Source organism: Streptomyces sp. NRRL WC-3626 (assembly GCF_000718785.1).
GTDB lineage: Bacteria > Actinomycetota > Actinomycetes > Streptomycetales > Streptomycetaceae > Streptomyces > Streptomyces edwardsiae.
On the sequence record NZ_JOCA01000003.1, the window covers coordinates 240,395 to 258,150 of the forward strand.

The window sequence follows — 17,756 nt, forward strand, 5'->3', positions numbered from 1 at the left end:
GGAGGGAAGGACACCGGGGACCAGTCTGACGCACCGCACTGACAGTAGGTGCCCCTCGGGGTCAAGTCGTGACGAGTGGCAGTCGGGGCCGAGACAGCGAGTTGTGCACAGGACCCGCTTCGAAACGAATTCCTCACTCTCTCTAGTTGGGAGTAGTAGTAGGGCCTGTGGATACCGTGGATAACCTCGTTTTCGCAGGTCAGACCCTAGATTTTGTCCACCGGTCCTGTGGGCGGAGCCCGTGGAAAACCGGGCGTCTCTGTGGAGAACAGAAAGTTCTGCACATGCCGTGCACAGGGAGGGCCGAGTTCTCCCCAGCTCCGTCCCCAGGTTTGCGAGGTTTTCCCACAGGCCCCTGAGGCAGCTTGGTGTGACGCCTTTCACTCGCGACGGTGAGAGGGCGCGTCAGGTTGCCGAACAGTGGACAGAGATGTGGAGAAGTGGCCGATCGCTGGGGACAACCGGCCTCAGCCTGTGGGTTGCCCGTGGACAACTCGATGCACAGCCTGTGGATCTCCGGATTGTCCACAGGCTGTGGAGATCGTTCGTCCACGTTTCCACAGTCGGTTGACCTGGCCGGATGGTTCCTCGACAGACTGCCCTGTGGACAGGATCGGGACAACTTCCCGATCCCCAGGATGTGGACGCGAGAAAGTCGCCGAATCTGTGGAGGAAGGCCGTAACCCCGCCCCGAAATCGAACAGCGCGGCCGTGCCGTGGCGGTCGGCTCGGGGACGGGAGGGGCGTCCGAGGGCTCGCGGAGTGCCCCCTGAGGGCGCGGCGGGTGGTCCGCGGTAGCCCTTCGGGCGGTCCGGGGGCGGCTCATGGGCGGGCCTCACGGGCCGGCGGTGCACAGGCTGTGCACGGACCGGCCGGAGCACGGAGAAGGGCGCCCCCGGACCGTTCCAGGGACGCCCTCGGTGAAGCCGGTCCGCTCAGCCGGCCTTGATGCGGTTGGTGAGCTCGGTGACCTGGTTGTAGATGGAGCGCCGCTCGGCCATCAGATTGCGGATCTTGCGGTCGGCGTGCATCACCGTCGTGTGGTCGCGGCCGCCGAACAGCGCGCCGATCTTCGGCAGCGACAGGTCCGTCAGCTCGCGGCACAGGTACATGGCGATCTGGCGGGCCGTCACCAGCTGGCGGCCCCGGGAACTGCCGCACAGGTCCTCGACGGTGAGGCCGAAGTAGTCGGCGGTCGCACCCATGATGGCCGTGGACGTGATCTCCGGCGTCGAGTCGTCGCCGCCGGGCATCAGGTCCTTGAGGACGATCTCCGTCAGGCCCAGGTCGACCGGCTGCCGGTTCAGCGAGGCGAACGCCGTCACCCGGATCAGCGCGCCCTCCAGCTCACGGATGTTCCGCGAGATCCGGGAGGCGATGAACTCCAGCACCTCCGGCGGCGCGTTGAGCTGCTCCTGTACCGCCTTCTTGCGCAGGATCGCGATGCGTGTCTCCAGCTCCGGCGGCTGGACGTCGGTGATCAGACCCCACTCGAAACGGTTCCGCAGCCGGTCCTCCAGCGTCACCAGCTGCTTGGGCGGCCGGTCGCTGGAGAGCACGATCTGCTTGTTGGCGTTGTGGAGCGTGTTGAAGGTGTGGAAGAACTCCTCCTGCGTCGACTCCTTGTCCGCCAGGAACTGGATGTCGTCGACGAGCAGGATGTCCATCTCGCGGTAACGCTTGCGGAAGCTGTCGCCCTTGCCGTCGCGGATGGAGTTGATGAACTCGTTGGTGAACTCCTCGGAGCTCACGTACCGCACGCGCGTGCCGGGATAGAGGCTCCGCGCGTAGTGCCCGATCGCGTGCAGCAGATGCGTCTTGCCGAGACCCGACTCCCCGTAGATGAACAGCGGGTTGTATGCCTTCGCGGGTGCCTCGGCGACCGCGACCGCGGCCGCGTGGGCGAAACGGTTGGACGCCCCGATGACGAACGTGTCGAAGAGGTACTTCGGGTTCAGCCGCGCGGTCGGCTCCCCGGGGCCGGTGGCCGGGGCGGGCTGCGCCGCCAGGGGGCCGGGTGCGCCGGTGGTGGGCAGGTTCGGGCCGACGGGGCCGCCGCGGTGGACGTGGCCGGAGCCGGACGGGGGCTCGGACCGATCGCGTCGCGCGTCGCGGTGGTCGTAGTCGCCGCGCGGTGCGTCGTAGTCCGGGCGCTGCTGGTCGTAGGGCGGCCGGTCCATGGGCTGCGGTCGGTAGTCCGGTGCGGGCGAGCCGCCGCCGTACGCGTCCGGTGAGCCGTAGGTGTCCTGCGGGGGCGTGGCGTACGGGTCCCGCTCGGGGAAGCCCAGGCGCTGCTGCTGCCAGCCGTAATCGTCCTGCGCCGGCCGGGGCCAGGCGCCGGGCTCCGGGCGCTGGTACTCGGCCGGGTAGGCGGGGCGGGCGGTGGGGAGCTGATCGCCGGAGGGGCCCTGCTGCTGGTCGCGGCGGCGGCCGTAGCCCTCGTAGCCGTCGTACCCGTCGTAGGGCTCGCGCTCCTGCCGGTCGGGCCGCTCGAGGTGGTCGGGGCGGCCGGCCGGGAGCTCGGGCTCCTCATAGCGCGGCTGCGGGCGGGGGGCCGGAGGAGGGGAGGGTTCGCCGACGGTGTCGTCGACGGTGATCGCGATACGGATCGGACGGCCGCACTCGCGGCTCAGGGTCTCGCTGACGACAGGGGCGAGACGTCCTTCGAGTACGCCCTTCGCGAACTCGTTGGGCACGGCGAGCAGGGCGGTGTCGGCGACGAGTGCCAGCGGCTGGCAGCGTCGGATCCAGTGCTCGTCCTTGCCCTCGACTCCCTGCCCGCGGCCTTCTCCGAGGAGTTGCTCGAGTACGCGTGGCCACACTGCGGCAAGATCGGCAGGTACGTCAGCCACAGGGCACGCTCTCTCACGGGGTCCCTCGATCGTGTGATGCGAAGGACGGATCGGGATGTAAATCGGGTGGTGGAGGGTCAAGGGAACGAATCGGAGTCCAGTCACGGTAGTCAGCGCGACGGGTACGGTTCAAGTTGTTGTCCCCAGGCTGTGGACAAGTGTCCCCCGGTCGTCGTCGGTTTGACCGAATGGCGCAGCCGCGCGTACCGTAACCAAGTCGAGTTGTCGATGGCTGCTGCCGCCTGCCTCCGATGGGCACAGATCGCGCAAGATGATCGGTCAGCGGTGCACTCGGGCGTAACGCGAGCTACTCGTGGGCGCACGGTGACAGCCAGGACGGCACCCCGCAAAAACCGATTCTTTTCTGGAGCCCCCGAGTGAGCAAGCGCACCTTCCAGCCGAACAACCGTCGCCGCGCCAAGACCCACGGCTTCCGGCTGCGTATGCGCACCCGTGCCGGCCGCGCGATTCTCGCGTCCCGCCGTGGCAAGGGTCGCACCCGTCTGTCCGCCTGATCCCGGTCAGGTCATGACGTCGTGCTGCCCACCGAGAACCGGCTGAGGCGGCGCGAGGACTTCGCGACCGCGGTACGACGAGGACGCCGGGCAGGAAGCCGGCACCTCGTCGTCCACCTACGTAGCGGTGCCACGAACCCGCATGCGCCTGGGGAGAGCGCTCCCCTGTCGCGTGCGGGTTTCGTCGTGAGCAAGGCCGTGGGTGGCGCGGTGGTGCGCAACAAGGTGAAGCGCAGGCTTCGTCATCTGATGCGCGAGCGAGTCGGCCTGCTGCCCCCCGGTAGCCTGGTAGTCGTACGAGCGCTGCCCGGTGCGGGTGACGCCGACCATGCAGAACTGGCCCGAGACCTGGATGCCGCCCTGCGGCGGCTGCTGGGAGGGGGCGCGCGATGAAGTATCCGCTACTGGCGCTGATCAAGATCTACCAGTGGACGATCAGCCCCCTGCTGGGGCCGGTGTGCAAGTACTACCCGTCGTGTTCCCACTACGGCTACACGGCCATCGACCGGCACGGTGCCGTCAAGGGCACGGTACTTACGGCCTGGCGCATCCTGCGCTGCAATCCGTGGTCGCTGGGCGGTGTGGACCATGTCCCGCCGCGCAAGCGCCCGCGGTGGCACGAAATGCTGCGTGACGCCTGGTGTGCACGCAGGGGCGGGACCTCCGCCGCCGAACCGGCCACCGAAGGGCGGACCTCTCCCACAGGCCCGCCGAGTTCTTCGAGCCCGGCCGCAGAGACCCCGTCCCATGCCCAAGGAGCATGATTAGTGGACACGATTGCCAGCCTCTTCAGCTTCATCACGACACCTGTCTCCTGGGTCATCGTCCAGTTCCACAGCGTGTACGGCGCCATCTTCGGCCCTGACACCGGCTGGGCCTGGGGCCTGTCCATCGTGTCCCTGGTGATTCTGATCCGTATCTGCCTGATCCCGCTCTTCGTGAAGCAGATCAAGGCGACCCGCGCGATGCAGACGCTGCAGCCTGAGATGAAGAAGATCCAGGAGCGCTACAAGAACGACCGACAGCGCCAGTCCGAAGAGATGATGAAGCTGTACAAGGAGACGGGTACCAACCCGCTCTCCTCGTGCCTTCCCATCCTGGCCCAGTCGCCGTTCTTCTTCGCCCTGTACCACGTGCTCAACGGCATCGCGTCGGGTGACACCGTCGGTGTGATCAACGACCGTCTGCTGGAGAGCGCGCAGAAGGCCCACATCTTCGGTGCCCCGCTCGCGGCGAAGTTCACGGACAGTGCGGACAAGGTCGAGGCCCTCAACTCCTCGCTGACCGATGTCCGGGTCGTCACGGCGATCATGATCGTCCTGATGTCGCTGTCGCAGTTCTACACACAGCGCCAGCTGATGACGAAGAACGTCGACACGACGGTGAAGACGCCGTTCATGCAGCAGCAGAAGATGCTGATGTACGTCTTCCCCGTCATCTTCGCCGTCTTCGGTATCAACTTCCCGGTCGGTGTCCTCGTCTACTGGCTGACCACCAACGTGTGGACCATGGGCCAGCAGATGTACGTCATCCACAACAACCCCACGCCGGGTTCCAAGGCGCAGGCCGCCTACCTGGAGCGCCTCACCAAGCACGTCACCCATCACGGCAAGACCCGCAACCGTCGTGAGCGGGCGATCGTCAAGGCGATCGTCGCCAAGGGCCGGGACCGCAACGAGCACGAGCGCAAGTTCATCAACGGTCTGAACAAGGCCGGGTTCGCGGCTCAGGCCGACGGCATGGTGATCAAGGGCGAGAGCGCGGTCGCCGCTCAGTCCGAGGACGGTACGCCGACCACCGGGGCAGCCGCCAAGCGGCAGCAGCCCAAGCGGCAGTCCAAGTCCCAGCGCCAGACCGGCCCGGCCAAGGCAGCAGGTGAGCCCACCTCGCTGACCAAGTCCGACGAGCCCGAGGACGCCAAGCCGGCCGCCCCTGCCAAGAAGGACGACACCAAGTCCACCGGCAGTACCCGCAGCAAGGCCCAGTCCGGTCAGCGCAAGGGTCCGCAGCGGCCCAAGTCCCCGTCCAAGAAGTAAGAAGGAGTCCATCCCGTGACGGAAGGCACCACCACCTCCGCCGCCGCGGAGGGTGCAGACACCCTGACCCGCCTGGAGCAGGAGGGCGAGATCGCGGCGGACTACCTGGAGGGTCTGCTCGACATCGCCGACCTCGACGGTGACATCGACATGGATGTCGAGGCCGACCGCGCCTCCGTCTCGATCATCAGCGACACGGGCGGCCGTGACCTGCAGAAGCTGGTGGGCCGTGACGGCGAGGTACTGGAGGCGCTCCAGGAACTCACGCGTCTGGCCGTCCACCGGGAGACCGGGGACCGCAGCCGCCTCATGCTCGACATCGCCGGTTACCGGGCCAAGAAGCGTACCGAGCTGTCCGAGCTGGGCGCCAAGGCCGCGGCCGAGGCGAAGAGCAGCGGCCAGGCCGTGAAGCTGGACGCGATGACGCCCTTCGAGCGGAAGGTCGTGCACGACGCGGTCAAGGCGGCCGGCCTGCGCAGTGAGTCGGAGGGCGAGGAGCCGCAGCGCTTCGTCGTCGTGCTTCCCGCCTGATCGGCTCTACGTTCCATCGGCCCCGTCTGTTGCGCAGGCGGGGCCGAATTTTGTCAGCCTGATAGTTCTGTGGTTCTGGTGTCGGCGCCCGATGTCGGCACGGTACGGAAGGACGGTTCCCCCGTGACCGAGGCAGCGGAGCTTCCCCCCGCGCCCGAGCAGGCGCGCGAGGTGTTCGGTGATCGCTTCACCGACGCGGTCCGCTACGCGGAGCTGCTCGCCGAGACGGGCGTGCAGCGCGGCCTGATCGGGCCGCGTGAAGTGCCCCGCCTCTGGGAGCGGCATCTGCTGAACTGCGCGGTGCTCTCGGAGGTCGTGCCCGAGGGCGTCACGGTCTGCGATGTGGGCTCGGGTGCCGGTCTGCCCGGCATTCCCCTGGCGCTGGTCCGTGACGACCTCAAGATCACACTTCTGGAGCCGTTGCTCCGGCGCACCAACTTCCTGACCGAGGTCGTGGAACTGCTCGGTCTGGACCATGTGACGGTCGTACGCGGCCGTGCCGAAGAGGTCATGGGAAAGCTCACTCCGGTGCATGTGGTGACCGCTCGTGCCGTGGCTCCGCTCGACCGTCTCGCCACGTGGGGCATTCCTCTGCTGCGGCCCTACGGAGAGATGCTGGCCCTCAAGGGCGACACCGCCGAGGAAGAACTGAAGAGCGCGGCGACGGCGTTGAGCAAGCTCGGTGCCGTGGAGACATCGATCGTGCATGTGGGCGAAGGCGTCGTGGACCCGATGTCCACGGTGGTACGGGTCGAGGTCGGGGAGAGCCCGGGTGGAGTGCGGTTCGCGGCGAAGCGTGCGAAGGCCGCCCGCACGGGACGAGTCCGGCGCCGGCGCTGACAGCGGATTCGTCCGAGTCGGGGGTGATCTTCCCCGCGGGGTGTGCTCCGTCCTGAGGGCCGGACGTACTCCACACAAGCTGCCAAACCCATGCATGACGGAGTGTCGCGGCAGTGCGACCTCGGCTGCTGTGCATCGTGTTTCACGTGAAACGTCGCTCACTGCTGCACGGCATCATCAGTCGGGGCCGCGCTGCGGCCGAACCCCGTGACCGGAAGCCTCTCGGATCTCTTGGAGAGGATCCTGGTCCCGGCGGACCATCGTCCCCCTCAGGGGGAACCGAGTTGTCCACAGAGGTGGAATTCTCCACAGAACGCCAGGGCTCACTGGTTCATGACCCCGAAGGCATGGGAGGCTCTGTGCATAGCGAGCCTGAAGTCGAGGAGAGTGAATCCTTGCGGTCCGACGCCAACATCGCGGGACCGATGACCGATCCGGTCCCCGGTCCCCGTACCGAGTCCATGGGAGCGGATGTTTCACGTGAAACGCCGCCTCCGATGGACGACACTCCCATCGGTCGTGCTGCCCAACTGGCGGTGGAGGCTCTGGGGCGGGCCGGTGAGGGCCTGCCACGGCCCGAGCAGACCCGCGTCATCGTGGTCGCCAACCAGAAGGGCGGTGTCGGCAAGACGACGACCACCGTCAACCTTGCCGCGTCGCTCGCTCTGCACGGCAGCCGCGTTCTGGTGGTCGACCTCGACCCCCAGGGCAACGCGTCCACGGCCCTGGGTATCGACCACCATGCCGAAGTCCCCTCCATCTACGACGTCCTGGTGGAGAGCAAGCCACTTGCGGAGGTCGTCCAGCCGGTCCCCGATGTCGAGGGACTCTTCTGCGCGCCCGCCACCATCGATCTCGCCGGTGCGGAGATCGAGCTGGTGTCGCTGGTGGCGCGCGAAAGCCGGCTGCAGCGGGCGATCCAGGCGTATGAGCAGCCGCTGGACTACATCCTCATCGACTGTCCGCCCTCGCTGGGCCTGCTGACCGTCAACGCGTTGGTGGCCGGCCAGGAGGTCCTGATCCCGATCCAGTGCGAGTACTACGCACTGGAAGGACTGGGGCAACTGCTCCGCAATGTCGACCTGGTACGGGGACACCTCAACCCCACCCTGCACGTGTCGACGATCCTGCTCACCATGTACGACGGCCGGACGCGGCTCGCGTCCCAGGTCGCGGACGAGGTGCGCACCCACTTCGGCGACGAGGTACTGCGGACGAGCATTCCCCGCTCCGTCCGTATCTCGGAGGCGCCGAGCTACGGGCAGACGGTGCTGACTTACGATCCTGGATCGAGCGGTGCCCTCTCCTACTTCGAGGCGGCACGAGAGATCGCGCTGAGGGGCGTCGGCGTCAGCTATGACGGGTCGCAGGCCCACCTCGGCCTACAGCAGAACGATCCGAGCATGGTGGAGGGCGTCCAGTGAGCGAGCGACGGAGGGGGTTGGGCCGTGGTCTCGGCGCACTGATCCCAGCTGCCCCGACAGAGAAGTCGGTGACGCCGCCGACGATGAGCGGCGCTGTTTCCACGTCTCCTGCGGCGGTGCCGGCACCGCCGAACGAGCGAGGGGTGGCTGCTGCGCACTTGGCCGCACTGTCGACCGTTTCACGTGAAACGGATGAGGCTTCGGCGCACGTCCCCCCGGCTGTGCCCGCGCAGCCCATGGGTGCGCACTTCGCGGAGATCCCCCTCGATGCCATTACGCCGAACCCGCGCCAGCCGCGTGAGGTGTTCGACGAGGACGCGCTGTCCGAGCTCATCACCTCCATCAAGGAGGTCGGTCTCCTCCAGCCGGTCGTCGTGCGGCAGGTGGGTCCCGAGCGCTATGAGCTCATCATGGGTGAACGGCGGTGGCGGGCCTGCCATGAGGCGGGACTCGACGCGATTCCGGCGGTCGTGCGAGCTACGGAGGACGAGAAGCTTCTTCTGGACGCGCTGCTGGAGAACCTGCACCGGGCCCAGCTGAACCCGCTGGAAGAGGCCGCGGCCTACGACCAGTTGCTGAAGGACTTCAACTGCACACAGGACCAGCTGGCCGACCGGATCGGCCGGTCCCGGCCGCAGGTGTCCAACACACTGCGTCTGCTGAAGCTTCCCCCCACCGTTCAGCGCCGGCTGGCCGCCGGTGTGCTGTCCGCCGGACACGCACGTGCGCTGCTGTCCGTGGAGGACCCCGAGGAGCAGGATCGGCTGGCCCACCGGATCGTGGCTGAAGGGCTGTCGGTGCGGGCAGTCGAAGAGATCGTGACCCTGATGGGTTCACGGCCCCAGAAGGCCCAGCGGTCCAAGGGTCCGCGCGCCGGGGCTCTTGTCTCCCCGGCCCTGACCGATCTGGCGACGCGTCTCTCGGATCGCTTCGAGACACGGGTGAAGGTCGACCTGGGCCAGAAGAAGGGCAAGATCACCGTCGAGTTCGCCTCCATGGAGGACCTGGAGCGCATCCTCGGCAGCCTTGCTCCGGGTGAGGGACCCGTACTCCAGAAGAGTCTGGTGGACGACGACTCCGTCGAGACGGAGGACTGACGCTTCACCGGGTCCCGCCGAGTGGCCGATGAACGAGCAGGGCGGACCGTGTCCGGTACATACCGGAAACACGGTTCGCCCTTTGCTTTTTGGCGGTATCGATGGAATGGCTTCATGGATACGATGCGTTCGGATATGGCGCATCCACCCGACAGCACCTCCGAGAGCGAGGCAGGGGCCATGCGAATGACCAGCCGCACCGGCCTGGTGAGCGCGGGGCTGGGAGTAGGCGCCGTCAGCGGCTTCATCGGCAGCCTGCTCAGGGAACGAAGCGCTCTGACAGCCGCCCGTGAGGCAGCGGGCGAAGGAAGCGAGGAACAGCCTTCATGGGCCGTCGGCTCGTACCGCTCACGCTGGACAACCTTCCGGACCTCCCCCAGCGCTGCCGCTCGTGTGTCTTCTGGGAACTCGACCCCGTCAGCGGCGAGGCAGCGGTAGGAGCGGGCACCGCGGCGGAAGAGAAGGAATCGTGGATCTCGGCCGTCCTCCTGGACTGGGGATCCTGCGGAAGAGTCGTCTACGTCGATGACGTCCCTGTGGGCTTCGTCCTCTACGCGCCGCCCGCGTATGTGCCGCGCTCCACGGCGTTTCCCACCAGCCCCGTATCGCCCGATGCGGTGCAGCTGATGACCGCGTTCATCATGCCGGGTTACCAGGGGCAGGGACTGGGCCGGGTGATGGTGCAGACGGTGGCCAAGGATCTGCTGCGCCGGGGCTTCAAGGCGATCGAGGCGTTCGGTGACGTCCGCTGGAAGGAGCCCGCCTGCGTTCTGCCCGCCGACCATCTGCTGGCCGTGGGCTTCAAAACGGTCCGACAGCACCCCACTCACCCCCGGCTGAGGCTGGAGCTGAGGACGACGCTCTCTTGGAAGGAAGACGTCGAGATGGCGCTGGACCGGCTGCTCGGAGCGGTGCAGAAGGAGCCGGCGCTGCGTCCCCTCTGACGCACCTCGTACGAAGGGGCCGACCCATCTGGGCCGGCCCCTTCGTGTTTCACGTGAAACATGTGCCGCCGACGAGGCGGTCAGCTGTCACTTGGCGACGCTGATGAACTCCTCGAGGTCGCGGACGATCGCGGCCTTCGGCTTGGCACCGACGATGGTCTTGGCGACCTCGCCACCCTGGTAGACGTTCAGGGTCGGGATGGACATGACGCCGTACTTGGCGGCCGTACCCGGGTTCTCGTCGATGTTCAGCTTGACGATCTCGATCTTGTCGCCGTACTCGGCGGCGATGGCCTCGAGGGACGGGGCGATCTGGCGGCAGGGACCGCACCAGGCGGCCCAGAAGTCCACCAGGACGGGCTTGTCGCTCTTGAGGACGTCCTGCTCGAAGGAGTCGTCGGTCACATGCTTCAGGGTGCCGGCCACAGCGGGCTCCTTAACTGGTTGGTGCGTGGGGTGGGCGGGGGGTCAGACAGCGGTCTTCTCGGGCTCGGCCTTCTCGTCGTCCGCGAGAGCGGCGAGGAAGCGCTCTGCGTCGAGGGCGGCGGAACAGCCCGTACCGGCCGCGGTGATCGCCTGGCGGTAGGTGTGGTCGACGACGTCGCCGGCGGCGAAGACACCGGTGAGGTTCGTACGCGTCGAGGGCGCCTCGACCTTCAGGTAGCCCTCCTCGTCCAGCTCCAGCTGGCCCTTGAAGAGCTCGGTGCGCGGGTCGTGACCGATCGCGATGAACAGGCCGGTCACCGGCAGGTCCGAGAGCTCGCCGGTTTTGACGTTGCGCAGCTTCAGGCCCGAGAGCTTCTGGTCGCCCTGGACTTCGGCGATCTCGCTGTCCCAGACGAACGAGATCTTCGGGTCGGCGAAGGCACGCTCCTGCATCGCCTTGGAGGCGCGCAGGGTGTCACGGCGGTGGACGATCGTCACGGACTTCGCGAAGCGGGAGAGGAAGGTGGCCTCCTCCATCGCGGTGTCACCACCACCGATCACGGCGATGTCGTGGTCCTTGAAGAAGAAGCCGTCACAGGTGGCACACCACGAGACACCGCGGCCGGAGAGCGCGTCCTCGTTGGGCAGGCCGAGCTTGCGGTGCTGCGAGCCGGTGGTGACGATGACGGACTTCGCCTTGTGGACCGTTCCGGCGGTGTCCGTGACGGTCTTGATCTCGCCGGTCAGATCGACGGCTACCACATCGTCCGGGATGAGCTCGGCACCGAAGCGCTCCGCCTGGGCCCGCATGTTGTCCATGAGCTCGGGGCCCATGATGCCGTCCTGGAAACCGGGGAAGTTCTCGACATCGGTGGTGTTCATCAGCGCGCCACCGGCGGTGACGGCGCCCTCGAACACCAGGGGCTTCAGCGACGCACGGGCGGTGTAGAGCGCCGCCGTGTAGCCGGCCGGCCCCGAACCGATGATGATCACGTTACGGACGTCGCTCACGGCTTGATTCCTCGTCTCTGGACTGCGTCTGTCGACCGGTGGGAGCTTTCTTCGGAGCTCTCACCCCACCCAACGGATCCTAAGGGGCGTACATTCCCGCCGTGCCCGGGCACACGGACACGGCCCGCTGTCGGCACGGAGAGGGCATACGTACGGGATACCACGGAGGACGCAGACGAAGCGTCGGCCGTCAGCGGCGTGTGGGCCGGGCGTCAGGAGCGTGGGTAGGAATGCGTCAGCAGAACCTTCGCCGTGTCGGCCACGGAAGGGTTCTTCACGCAGGTCGCCTCGACGATGTACGCGGTCACGCGGGTGGCGTCCGAGACGTCGGGAAGTACGACGAGCATCGCGTCCTTGCCCCTGAAGATTCCGGTTTCCGTGGCGAGCGCCAGATCGTTGCGGCCGATGCCGTCGCTGACGCACTTCGGCACGGTGGGCCCCTTGAGGACCTTGGGACTGACGTTGCCGGGGTCCGACTGCGACCCGAAGGTGCGCTCGGGGGCGGATCCCTTCACGTCCCCTTGGCTCCGCGCGAGGAGATCGTCGACCTGTTTCTTCAGCTCGGTCTCGGAGAAGGTGTCCGAGGCAGTGGTCCGGGTGTCCTCGTCCGGCCCGGTGCCGTCGTCCATGGAGGACAGCACCACCGATCCGAGCCCCAGAGCGGCGACCGTGAACACGGTGCCCAGTACGACGGCCCGACGTCGTCCCCCTCGGACTCGGCCCTTGCGGCCCGGCCCGCTCGTGGAAGGGCGGGGACGCCCGGACGGCCGGTCCTGAAGCGGCGACGTTTCACGTGAAACATGCGCGTGTTCGTCGTCGGAGGACGCGGGAGAAACACCAGCGGGCTCCCCGACGGCCTCGGACTCCGGTGCCGTGGCCCGCGGCAGGGACTCCGCGGCCAGTGCGGCATCGATACGGCTCGCCACCTCCACGGGCATCCGCGTCGGGCCCGGCACCGTGCCGAGCAGATCGCGGATCTCCTCGAGCGATGCCTGGACGTCCGCACAGAGCGGGCACTCGTCCAGATGCCGGCGTACATCGGCGCTCCGGTCCGTCGGGAGGAGACCCTCGGTGAGGTCGGAGATCTCCGCGACGTCCGGGTGCTCCGCCCTGTCTGTCGTCGATGTCACGCTCGCCCACCTCCTCCCTTCACCGCAGCCGGGTCGTTCGATCCTGGGTCAGGCGGATCCTTCTGGTGCTGACCCGCTGCGGGTGGGACGGGCGGCCCTTGCGTCCGGTTCCGTCCCGCATCCTGTTTCCTGCTCTCGGGGGTGCCGTCCGGCCGTAGATGGGTCAGCAGGGGCAGAAGTCTGGCTCTGCCCCGTGCACAGCGGCTCTTCACCGTGCCGGTGGGTACGTCGAGGATGCGGGCGGCTTCGGCGACCGGATAGCCCTGCATGTCCACGAGCACGAGCGCGGCCCGCTGATCGGGCGGGAGGGTGCCCATGGCCTCGATGAGCTGGCGATGCAGGTCGTTGCGCTCCGCGGGCGCGGAGGCGGACTCGGCGGGCTCCAGCAGCTGCTCCAGCCGCTCCGTGTCGTCGACGGGCGCGGTCTTCCGGGCGGCCGCCTTGCGGGCGCGGTCCAGACAGGCGTTCACCGTGATCCGGTGCAGCCACGTCGTGACAGCCGACTGCCCCCGGAACGTGTGGGCGGCCCGGTAAGCGGAGACCAGGGCGTCCTGGACGGCGTCGGCGGCCTCCTCGCGGTCCCCCAGCGTCCGCAGGGCCACGGCCCACAGCCGGTCACGGTGCCGCCGCACAAGCTCACCGAAGGCGTCGGGATCGCCCTCCACGCGGCGGGCGAGGAGGTCCTGATCACTGACGTCGCCGTAGCTGCCGCCGTCTGCCATCGGACCCCCTCCCCTGGGATGCCGCGCGCTGTCAGCCGAGGATCTTGATGTCGGTGATGGCCTGCTTGTAGCCGGGCTGGCTGTAGTTGACGGAATCCTGGCCGGAGTACGGCATCGCTGTCAGCCACACCAGCACGTAGCGGCTCTTCACCGGCTTGTCGACCGTCACCTTCGCGGACGTGTTGCTCGTCGTCGTCTCACCCAGCTGCTTCATCGAGCTCAACGGTGTGGACGAGCCCAGTGAATCGGTGGCGTACAGCTTGACGGTGGTGTGATCGCCGCCGTAGCGCAGGGAGAGCGTCGCGGCCGACACCTCCTGCTCGGAGCCGAGGTCGTAGACGATGCCGACTCCGGGTTTGATCACTATCTCCGGGCCGTCGGTGTAGCTGTTGGTCCGCCAGCCCGTCGTGGTGCTGTCGTCGTACGTCAGGCCCACGTCGTTCGGGTGCTGGGCGTCGCCCCCGGCCACGTACTCCTGTGCCCCCTCGATGCCGACCGGCTTGAGCGGCGCGGGCTTGTCCTCGTTCTTGTCGTCGGTGTCCGTCGTCTGGGTCTGGTTGGTGTCGTCGGACTGCTTGTCCTGCTCCAGGAGGGCGTCCGCGAGCTGCCAGCTGCCCAGGCCCAGCGCGGCGATCAGCAGGGCCGAGACGGCCCACTTCAGCGCCTTGCCCGTACGGCTCTGCAGCGGAGGAGGCGGAGCCGGCACCGGCTGCGTGACGCCGGGGTGCGGCGCCGGGCGGCCGTAGGTGCCCTGCTGGTACGTCGTGCGCTGGTACTCCGGAGGAGTGGTGAACGCGGGCTCCGGCGGGCGGATGCGGGGCATCTCGCCGATCGCCTTCACCAGTTCCTCGGGCGTGGTGCACGCCGACTCGTGACGCGAGGCCGTGGCGCCGTCGTTGACGAGCGCGCGCATGGCGAGCTCGGACAGACCGCGGTGGACACCGGCACGTACCTGGTCGGGCGGGATCAGCCCGATGTCCTTCGGCAGCCCGGACATGCCGTAGGCGTCGCTCTCGTACGGCCAGCGCTGGGTGAGTGCCGCGTACAGGAGGGCACCGATGGACTCGGTGTCGGTGCGCTGCGGGCTGTCGGAGCTGATGCCGCGCAGCGCGGCGTTCACCGCGAGGCCGCGGATGCGCCACTGGCCGGTGGAGGTGCGCAGGACGGCGTTGGGGTTCAGGCGGAGATGGGCGAGACCCTCGCGATGGGCCGCGGCCATGGCGGCGGAGATCTGACTGACCATCTGGTAGGCGTCGTACACCTCCAGAGGGCCGGCCGCGAGAAGCGCGGTCAGTTCGGTGGCGTCGGGGAGCCACTCGTGCACGACGTAGACGACGTCGTTCTCCTCGACGGCGTCCAGGACCTGGACGAACCGCGGATCGCCCAGCAGGGCGGAGGAGCGTGCCGCGGCCAGGACGGACCGGGCACGCACGTGGTCCGCGGGCAGGATGTGCACTCCTACGGCGCGGCGGAGTTTCTCGTCCACGGCACGCCAACTGCTGAACCCGTCCAGACGGGTGACGCACTCCTCGAGGCGGTAACGCCTGGCGAGCTTGTCACCGCTGTGCAGTTCGGGTGGCGAGGTCTTCGCGGGGCCGTCGGCCCCGATGTTCTCCTGTGCCTCGTCGCTGTCCGTGTCCCGCTCCCGGTTCTGGGCCACCCCGTCGGCCGTGGACTGGTCCGCCTGTGCGGTCAGCGGCTGCTCGCCGCTGTTGTCTGCCACGTCGACGGCAGCTGTGCTCCGTTCGGCCACCGTCGTTCCCTGCCTCCCCATCCCATGCGCGCCGGCCGGCTTCCGTCGCGCGCCGTTCGACGCCGAGACCAATTGTGCCCACAGTCCGCCGCTATGCACGACACACGATGGCGGACGATGGTTGTGCGCCTACCCCGTGCCTCAGCGTCCAAGGCGTCCGCGCACCATACCGACCAATGAGTTGACTTCCTCGATCCGCATCCGGCGGGCGGCCACGAAGAAGACTCCGAACAGTACGGCCCCACCGGCCAGCAGCGCCGCGAACGAGCCCAGGATGCCCTGGCCGAGCGTCTGCACGATGCCGTAGCAGGCCGCGCCGCTGAGCAGCGCGGCGGGAACGGAGGCGATGCACAGCCGGGCGTAGGTCCGCAGCACCCGGGCGCCGTCCAGGTCCCCGCCCAGCCGGTTGCGCAGCCGGCGCCACGCGACCCCCACGCCGATCATGTAGGACAGGCCGTACGAGGCGGCCATGCCCACCACGGCCCAGCGGGCCGGAAGCACGAGGTAGCAGATCCCCGAGGCGACCGCGTTGCCCGCGGCCACGATGACCGTGTTGTAGAAGGGGGTTCGGGTGTCCTCGTACGCGTAGAAGGCGCGCAGGACGACGTACTGCACGGAGTAGGGGATCAGGCCGAGGCCGAAGGCCATCAGCATGTAGCCCATGTTGGTGGAGGCACCGGTACCCGAGGAACCGAAGATCAGCGTGCACATCGGGATGCCGAGCGAGAGGAAGCCGAAGGCGATCGGCACGATCGCCACGGCCGTGGTGCGCAGCCCTTGAGAGATGTCGTCACGGACCGCGCCGCCGTCCTCCTCGGCTGCCGAGCGTGAGATACGGGGCAGCAGGGCCGCCATCAGGGAGACGGTGATGATGGCCTGTGGCAGGCCCCAGATGAGCTGGGCGTTGGAGTAGGCGCTGAAGCCCGTGCCGGCGATGTTCGTGCCCTTGACCGACGCCGTGGCCAGCTGGGTGACCACCAGAGCGCCCGCCTGGTTGGCGAGGACGAACAGGATGGTCCACTTGGCGAGCATGGCCGCCTTGCCGAGGCCGTGGCCCTTCCAGTCGAAGCGCGGGCGGATGCGGAATCCGGTCTCACGCAGGTACGGAATCATCGCCAGCGCCTGGACCACGAGACCCAGCAGGACACCGATGCCGAGCAGCCGCAGCCCCTCCGGCGGGATGTTCGTGACCTTCATCTTCGAGTCCGCGGCGGTGCCATAGACCCAGATGAAGGTGCCGAGCGTGACGATGATGACGATGTTGTTCAGGACCGGGGTCCACATCATCGCGCCGAACCGGCCGCGCGCGTTGAGGATCTGACCCATCACCACGTGAACGCCCATGAAGAAGATCGAGGGCAGGAAGAAGCGGGTGAAGGTGACGGCGACGTCGTTGGCCGCGGGGTCGTCGGCGACCGAGACGGACAGGGCGCGCACCAGCAGCGGCGCGGCCAGCCACGCGATTGCCGTGAGCGCCGCCAGGGCCACCATCACCAGGGTCAGCAGACGGTTGGCGTATGCCTCGCCCCCGTCCTCGTCGTCCTTCATCGACCGCACGAGCTGTGGCACGAAGACCGAGTTGAGGCCACCGCCGACGGTGAGGATGTAGATCATCGTCGGCAACTGGTAGGCGATCTGGAACGATTCGCCCAGCAGGGCGAGGCCGAGCGCCGAGACGATCATCGCGGAGCGGATGAACCCCGTGAGGCGGGACACCATCGTGCCCGCCGCCATCACGGCACTCGACTTCAGCAGTCCCCCGGCCCGTCCGCCCTTCTTCGGGGCGGCGGCAGCCGGTTCGGGTGCGGGCGCCTCGGCGATGGGAGGCGGAGTGGCGCCCGCGTAGTGGCCGGGTGTCGATGACGCCGGCCCCGGCACCGGCGCGTAGGGCTGCCCGCCGCTCACCGACGCGGGGGCCGGGTGTCCGACGCCCTGCTGCTGGTCGGGAAAGGCACCGCTCTGCTGCTGATCACGGAACAGATGGGCGAAGGCGTCCGGCTCCTGGCGCTGGTCGCCGGTCTGTCCGACCAGGTCGTCCACGCCCACGAACTGTGTGGTGCGCGGGTCGTCGCCGTACGGCAGGTACTGGGTCGGGCCGTCGGGTTCGGGGGCGGGCGTCGGGGCCCACACGCGTGGGTCGGGGGCGTACGGCGACTGGGGCGGCTGCCCGTACAGCGGCTGCGGGGGCGGGTAGGTGCCCGGAGGGGGCGGCGGGTGGGCGGCGCGGTCGTAGAGCGCCTCGGCGACCGGGTCCTGGGCGGCGAGGTCCTGCGCGCGGTAGGGATCGGGGTCGTAGGCGTCCTGCACGTACATGTCGGCGGGTGGCTGCGGCACCTGGTCGTGCCCGGGCGGCGGACCCGCGGGCGGGTCCGACTCGGGGTGGCCCGAGTTGCCCGCGGCATGGCCGCGGTCACCGTCGTACGGCGCGTTCATGGTTACCCCACCTCATCGATCCGGGCCCACGGCCACGACATC

16 protein-coding genes are annotated in these 17,756 nt (G+C 68.3%); 9 read left to right on the forward strand and 7 right to left on the reverse strand.

All coding sequences use genetic code 11. From position 1 onward, the window contains the following. Window positions 1–935: 935 nt before the first annotated feature. Window positions 936–2,852, reverse strand: coding sequence for a chromosomal replication initiator protein DnaA (gene dnaA / locus IF28_RS0106760; protein WP_078620903.1), 1,917 nt, complete (start codon window positions 2,850–2,852; stop codon window positions 936–938). A 377-nt stretch (window positions 2,853–3,229) separates the two neighbouring features. On the opposite strand from dnaA, the gene rpmH reads away from it, so the two are divergent. From rpmH to IF28_RS0106805, 9 genes are all read left to right on the forward strand, one after another. Then, on the forward strand, window positions 3,230–3,367 hold the full coding sequence (gene rpmH, locus IF28_RS0106765; protein ID WP_030215407.1) for a 50S ribosomal protein L34: 138 nt from the start codon (window positions 3,230–3,232) through the stop codon (window positions 3,365–3,367). Window positions 3,368–3,388: 21 nt separating this feature from the next. Beyond that, complete coding sequence (gene rnpA, locus IF28_RS37565; RefSeq protein ID WP_078620905.1) at window positions 3,389–3,760, forward strand: ribonuclease P protein component; 372 nt, start codon at window positions 3,389–3,391, stop codon at window positions 3,758–3,760. After that, window positions 3,757–4,131: a membrane protein insertion efficiency factor YidD gene (yidD, locus tag IF28_RS0106775; protein WP_030215410.1), complete on the forward strand. Its 375-nt coding sequence runs from the start codon at window positions 3,757–3,759 to the stop codon at window positions 4,129–4,131. The genes rnpA and yidD overlap by 4 nt, the downstream gene beginning before the upstream one ends. A gap of 3 nt (window positions 4,132–4,134) precedes the next feature. Then, on the forward strand, window positions 4,135–5,403 hold the full coding sequence (gene yidC, locus IF28_RS0106780; RefSeq protein WP_030215412.1) for a membrane protein insertase YidC: 1,269 nt from the start codon (window positions 4,135–4,137) through the stop codon (window positions 5,401–5,403). Between the two features lie 15 nt (window positions 5,404–5,418). Then, on the forward strand, window positions 5,419–5,934 hold the full coding sequence (locus tag IF28_RS0106785) for a protein jag (protein ID WP_030215414.1): 516 nt from the start codon (window positions 5,419–5,421) through the stop codon (window positions 5,932–5,934). 123 nt (window positions 5,935–6,057) lie between these two features. Continuing rightward, window positions 6,058–6,774, forward strand: coding sequence for a 16S rRNA (guanine(527)-N(7))-methyltransferase RsmG (gene rsmG / locus IF28_RS0106790; protein ID WP_030215416.1), 717 nt, complete (start codon window positions 6,058–6,060; stop codon window positions 6,772–6,774). Between the two features lie 347 nt (window positions 6,775–7,121). After that, on the forward strand, window positions 7,122–8,198 hold the full coding sequence (locus IF28_RS0106795) for a ParA family protein (protein ID WP_078620908.1): 1,077 nt from the start codon (window positions 7,122–7,124) through the stop codon (window positions 8,196–8,198). Then, window positions 8,195–9,295 carry a ParB/RepB/Spo0J family partition protein gene (locus IF28_RS0106800; protein WP_030215420.1) on the forward strand — a complete coding sequence of 367 codons (1,101 nt, stop codon included), beginning with the start codon at window positions 8,195–8,197 and terminating at the stop codon, window positions 9,293–9,295. The genes IF28_RS0106795 and IF28_RS0106800 overlap by 4 nt, the downstream gene beginning before the upstream one ends. A gap of 326 nt (window positions 9,296–9,621) precedes the next feature. Further along, window positions 9,622–10,239 (forward strand): GNAT family N-acetyltransferase, encoded by a 618-nt coding sequence (locus tag IF28_RS0106805; protein ID WP_030215423.1) that lies wholly within the window; start codon window positions 9,622–9,624, stop codon window positions 10,237–10,239. A gap of 87 nt (window positions 10,240–10,326) precedes the next feature. Here the strand turns inward: IF28_RS0106805 and trxA are convergent, their stop codons facing one another. The 6 genes from trxA to murJ all read right to left on the reverse strand — a co-directional run bounded on the left by trxA (window position 10,327) and on the right by murJ (window position 17,714). After that, window positions 10,327–10,665, reverse strand: a complete 339-nt coding sequence (trxA, locus tag IF28_RS0106810; protein ID WP_030215428.1) for a thioredoxin — start codon at window positions 10,663–10,665, stop codon at window positions 10,327–10,329. Window positions 10,666–10,707: 42 nt separating this feature from the next. After that, window positions 10,708–11,676: a thioredoxin-disulfide reductase gene (trxB, locus tag IF28_RS0106815; protein ID WP_030215432.1), complete on the reverse strand. Its 969-nt coding sequence runs from the start codon at window positions 11,674–11,676 to the stop codon at window positions 10,708–10,710. A gap of 212 nt (window positions 11,677–11,888) precedes the next feature. Continuing rightward, window positions 11,889–12,806, reverse strand: a complete 918-nt coding sequence (locus IF28_RS0106820; RefSeq protein ID WP_030215434.1) for an anti-sigma factor family protein — start codon at window positions 12,804–12,806, stop codon at window positions 11,889–11,891. Further along, complete coding sequence (sigM, locus tag IF28_RS0106825) at window positions 12,803–13,528, reverse strand: RNA polymerase sigma factor SigM (RefSeq protein ID WP_030215436.1); 726 nt, start codon at window positions 13,526–13,528, stop codon at window positions 12,803–12,805. The genes IF28_RS0106820 and sigM overlap by 4 nt, the downstream gene beginning before the upstream one ends. A 31-nt stretch (window positions 13,529–13,559) precedes the next feature. Beyond that, complete coding sequence (locus tag IF28_RS0106830; protein WP_030215438.1) at window positions 13,560–15,281, reverse strand: protein kinase family protein; 1,722 nt, start codon at window positions 15,279–15,281, stop codon at window positions 13,560–13,562. A 141-nt stretch (window positions 15,282–15,422) separates the two neighbouring features. Then, window positions 15,423–17,714, reverse strand: a complete 2,292-nt coding sequence (gene murJ / locus IF28_RS0106835; protein ID WP_030215439.1) for a murein biosynthesis integral membrane protein MurJ — start codon at window positions 17,712–17,714, stop codon at window positions 15,423–15,425. Window positions 17,715–17,756: the final 42 nt, after the last annotated feature.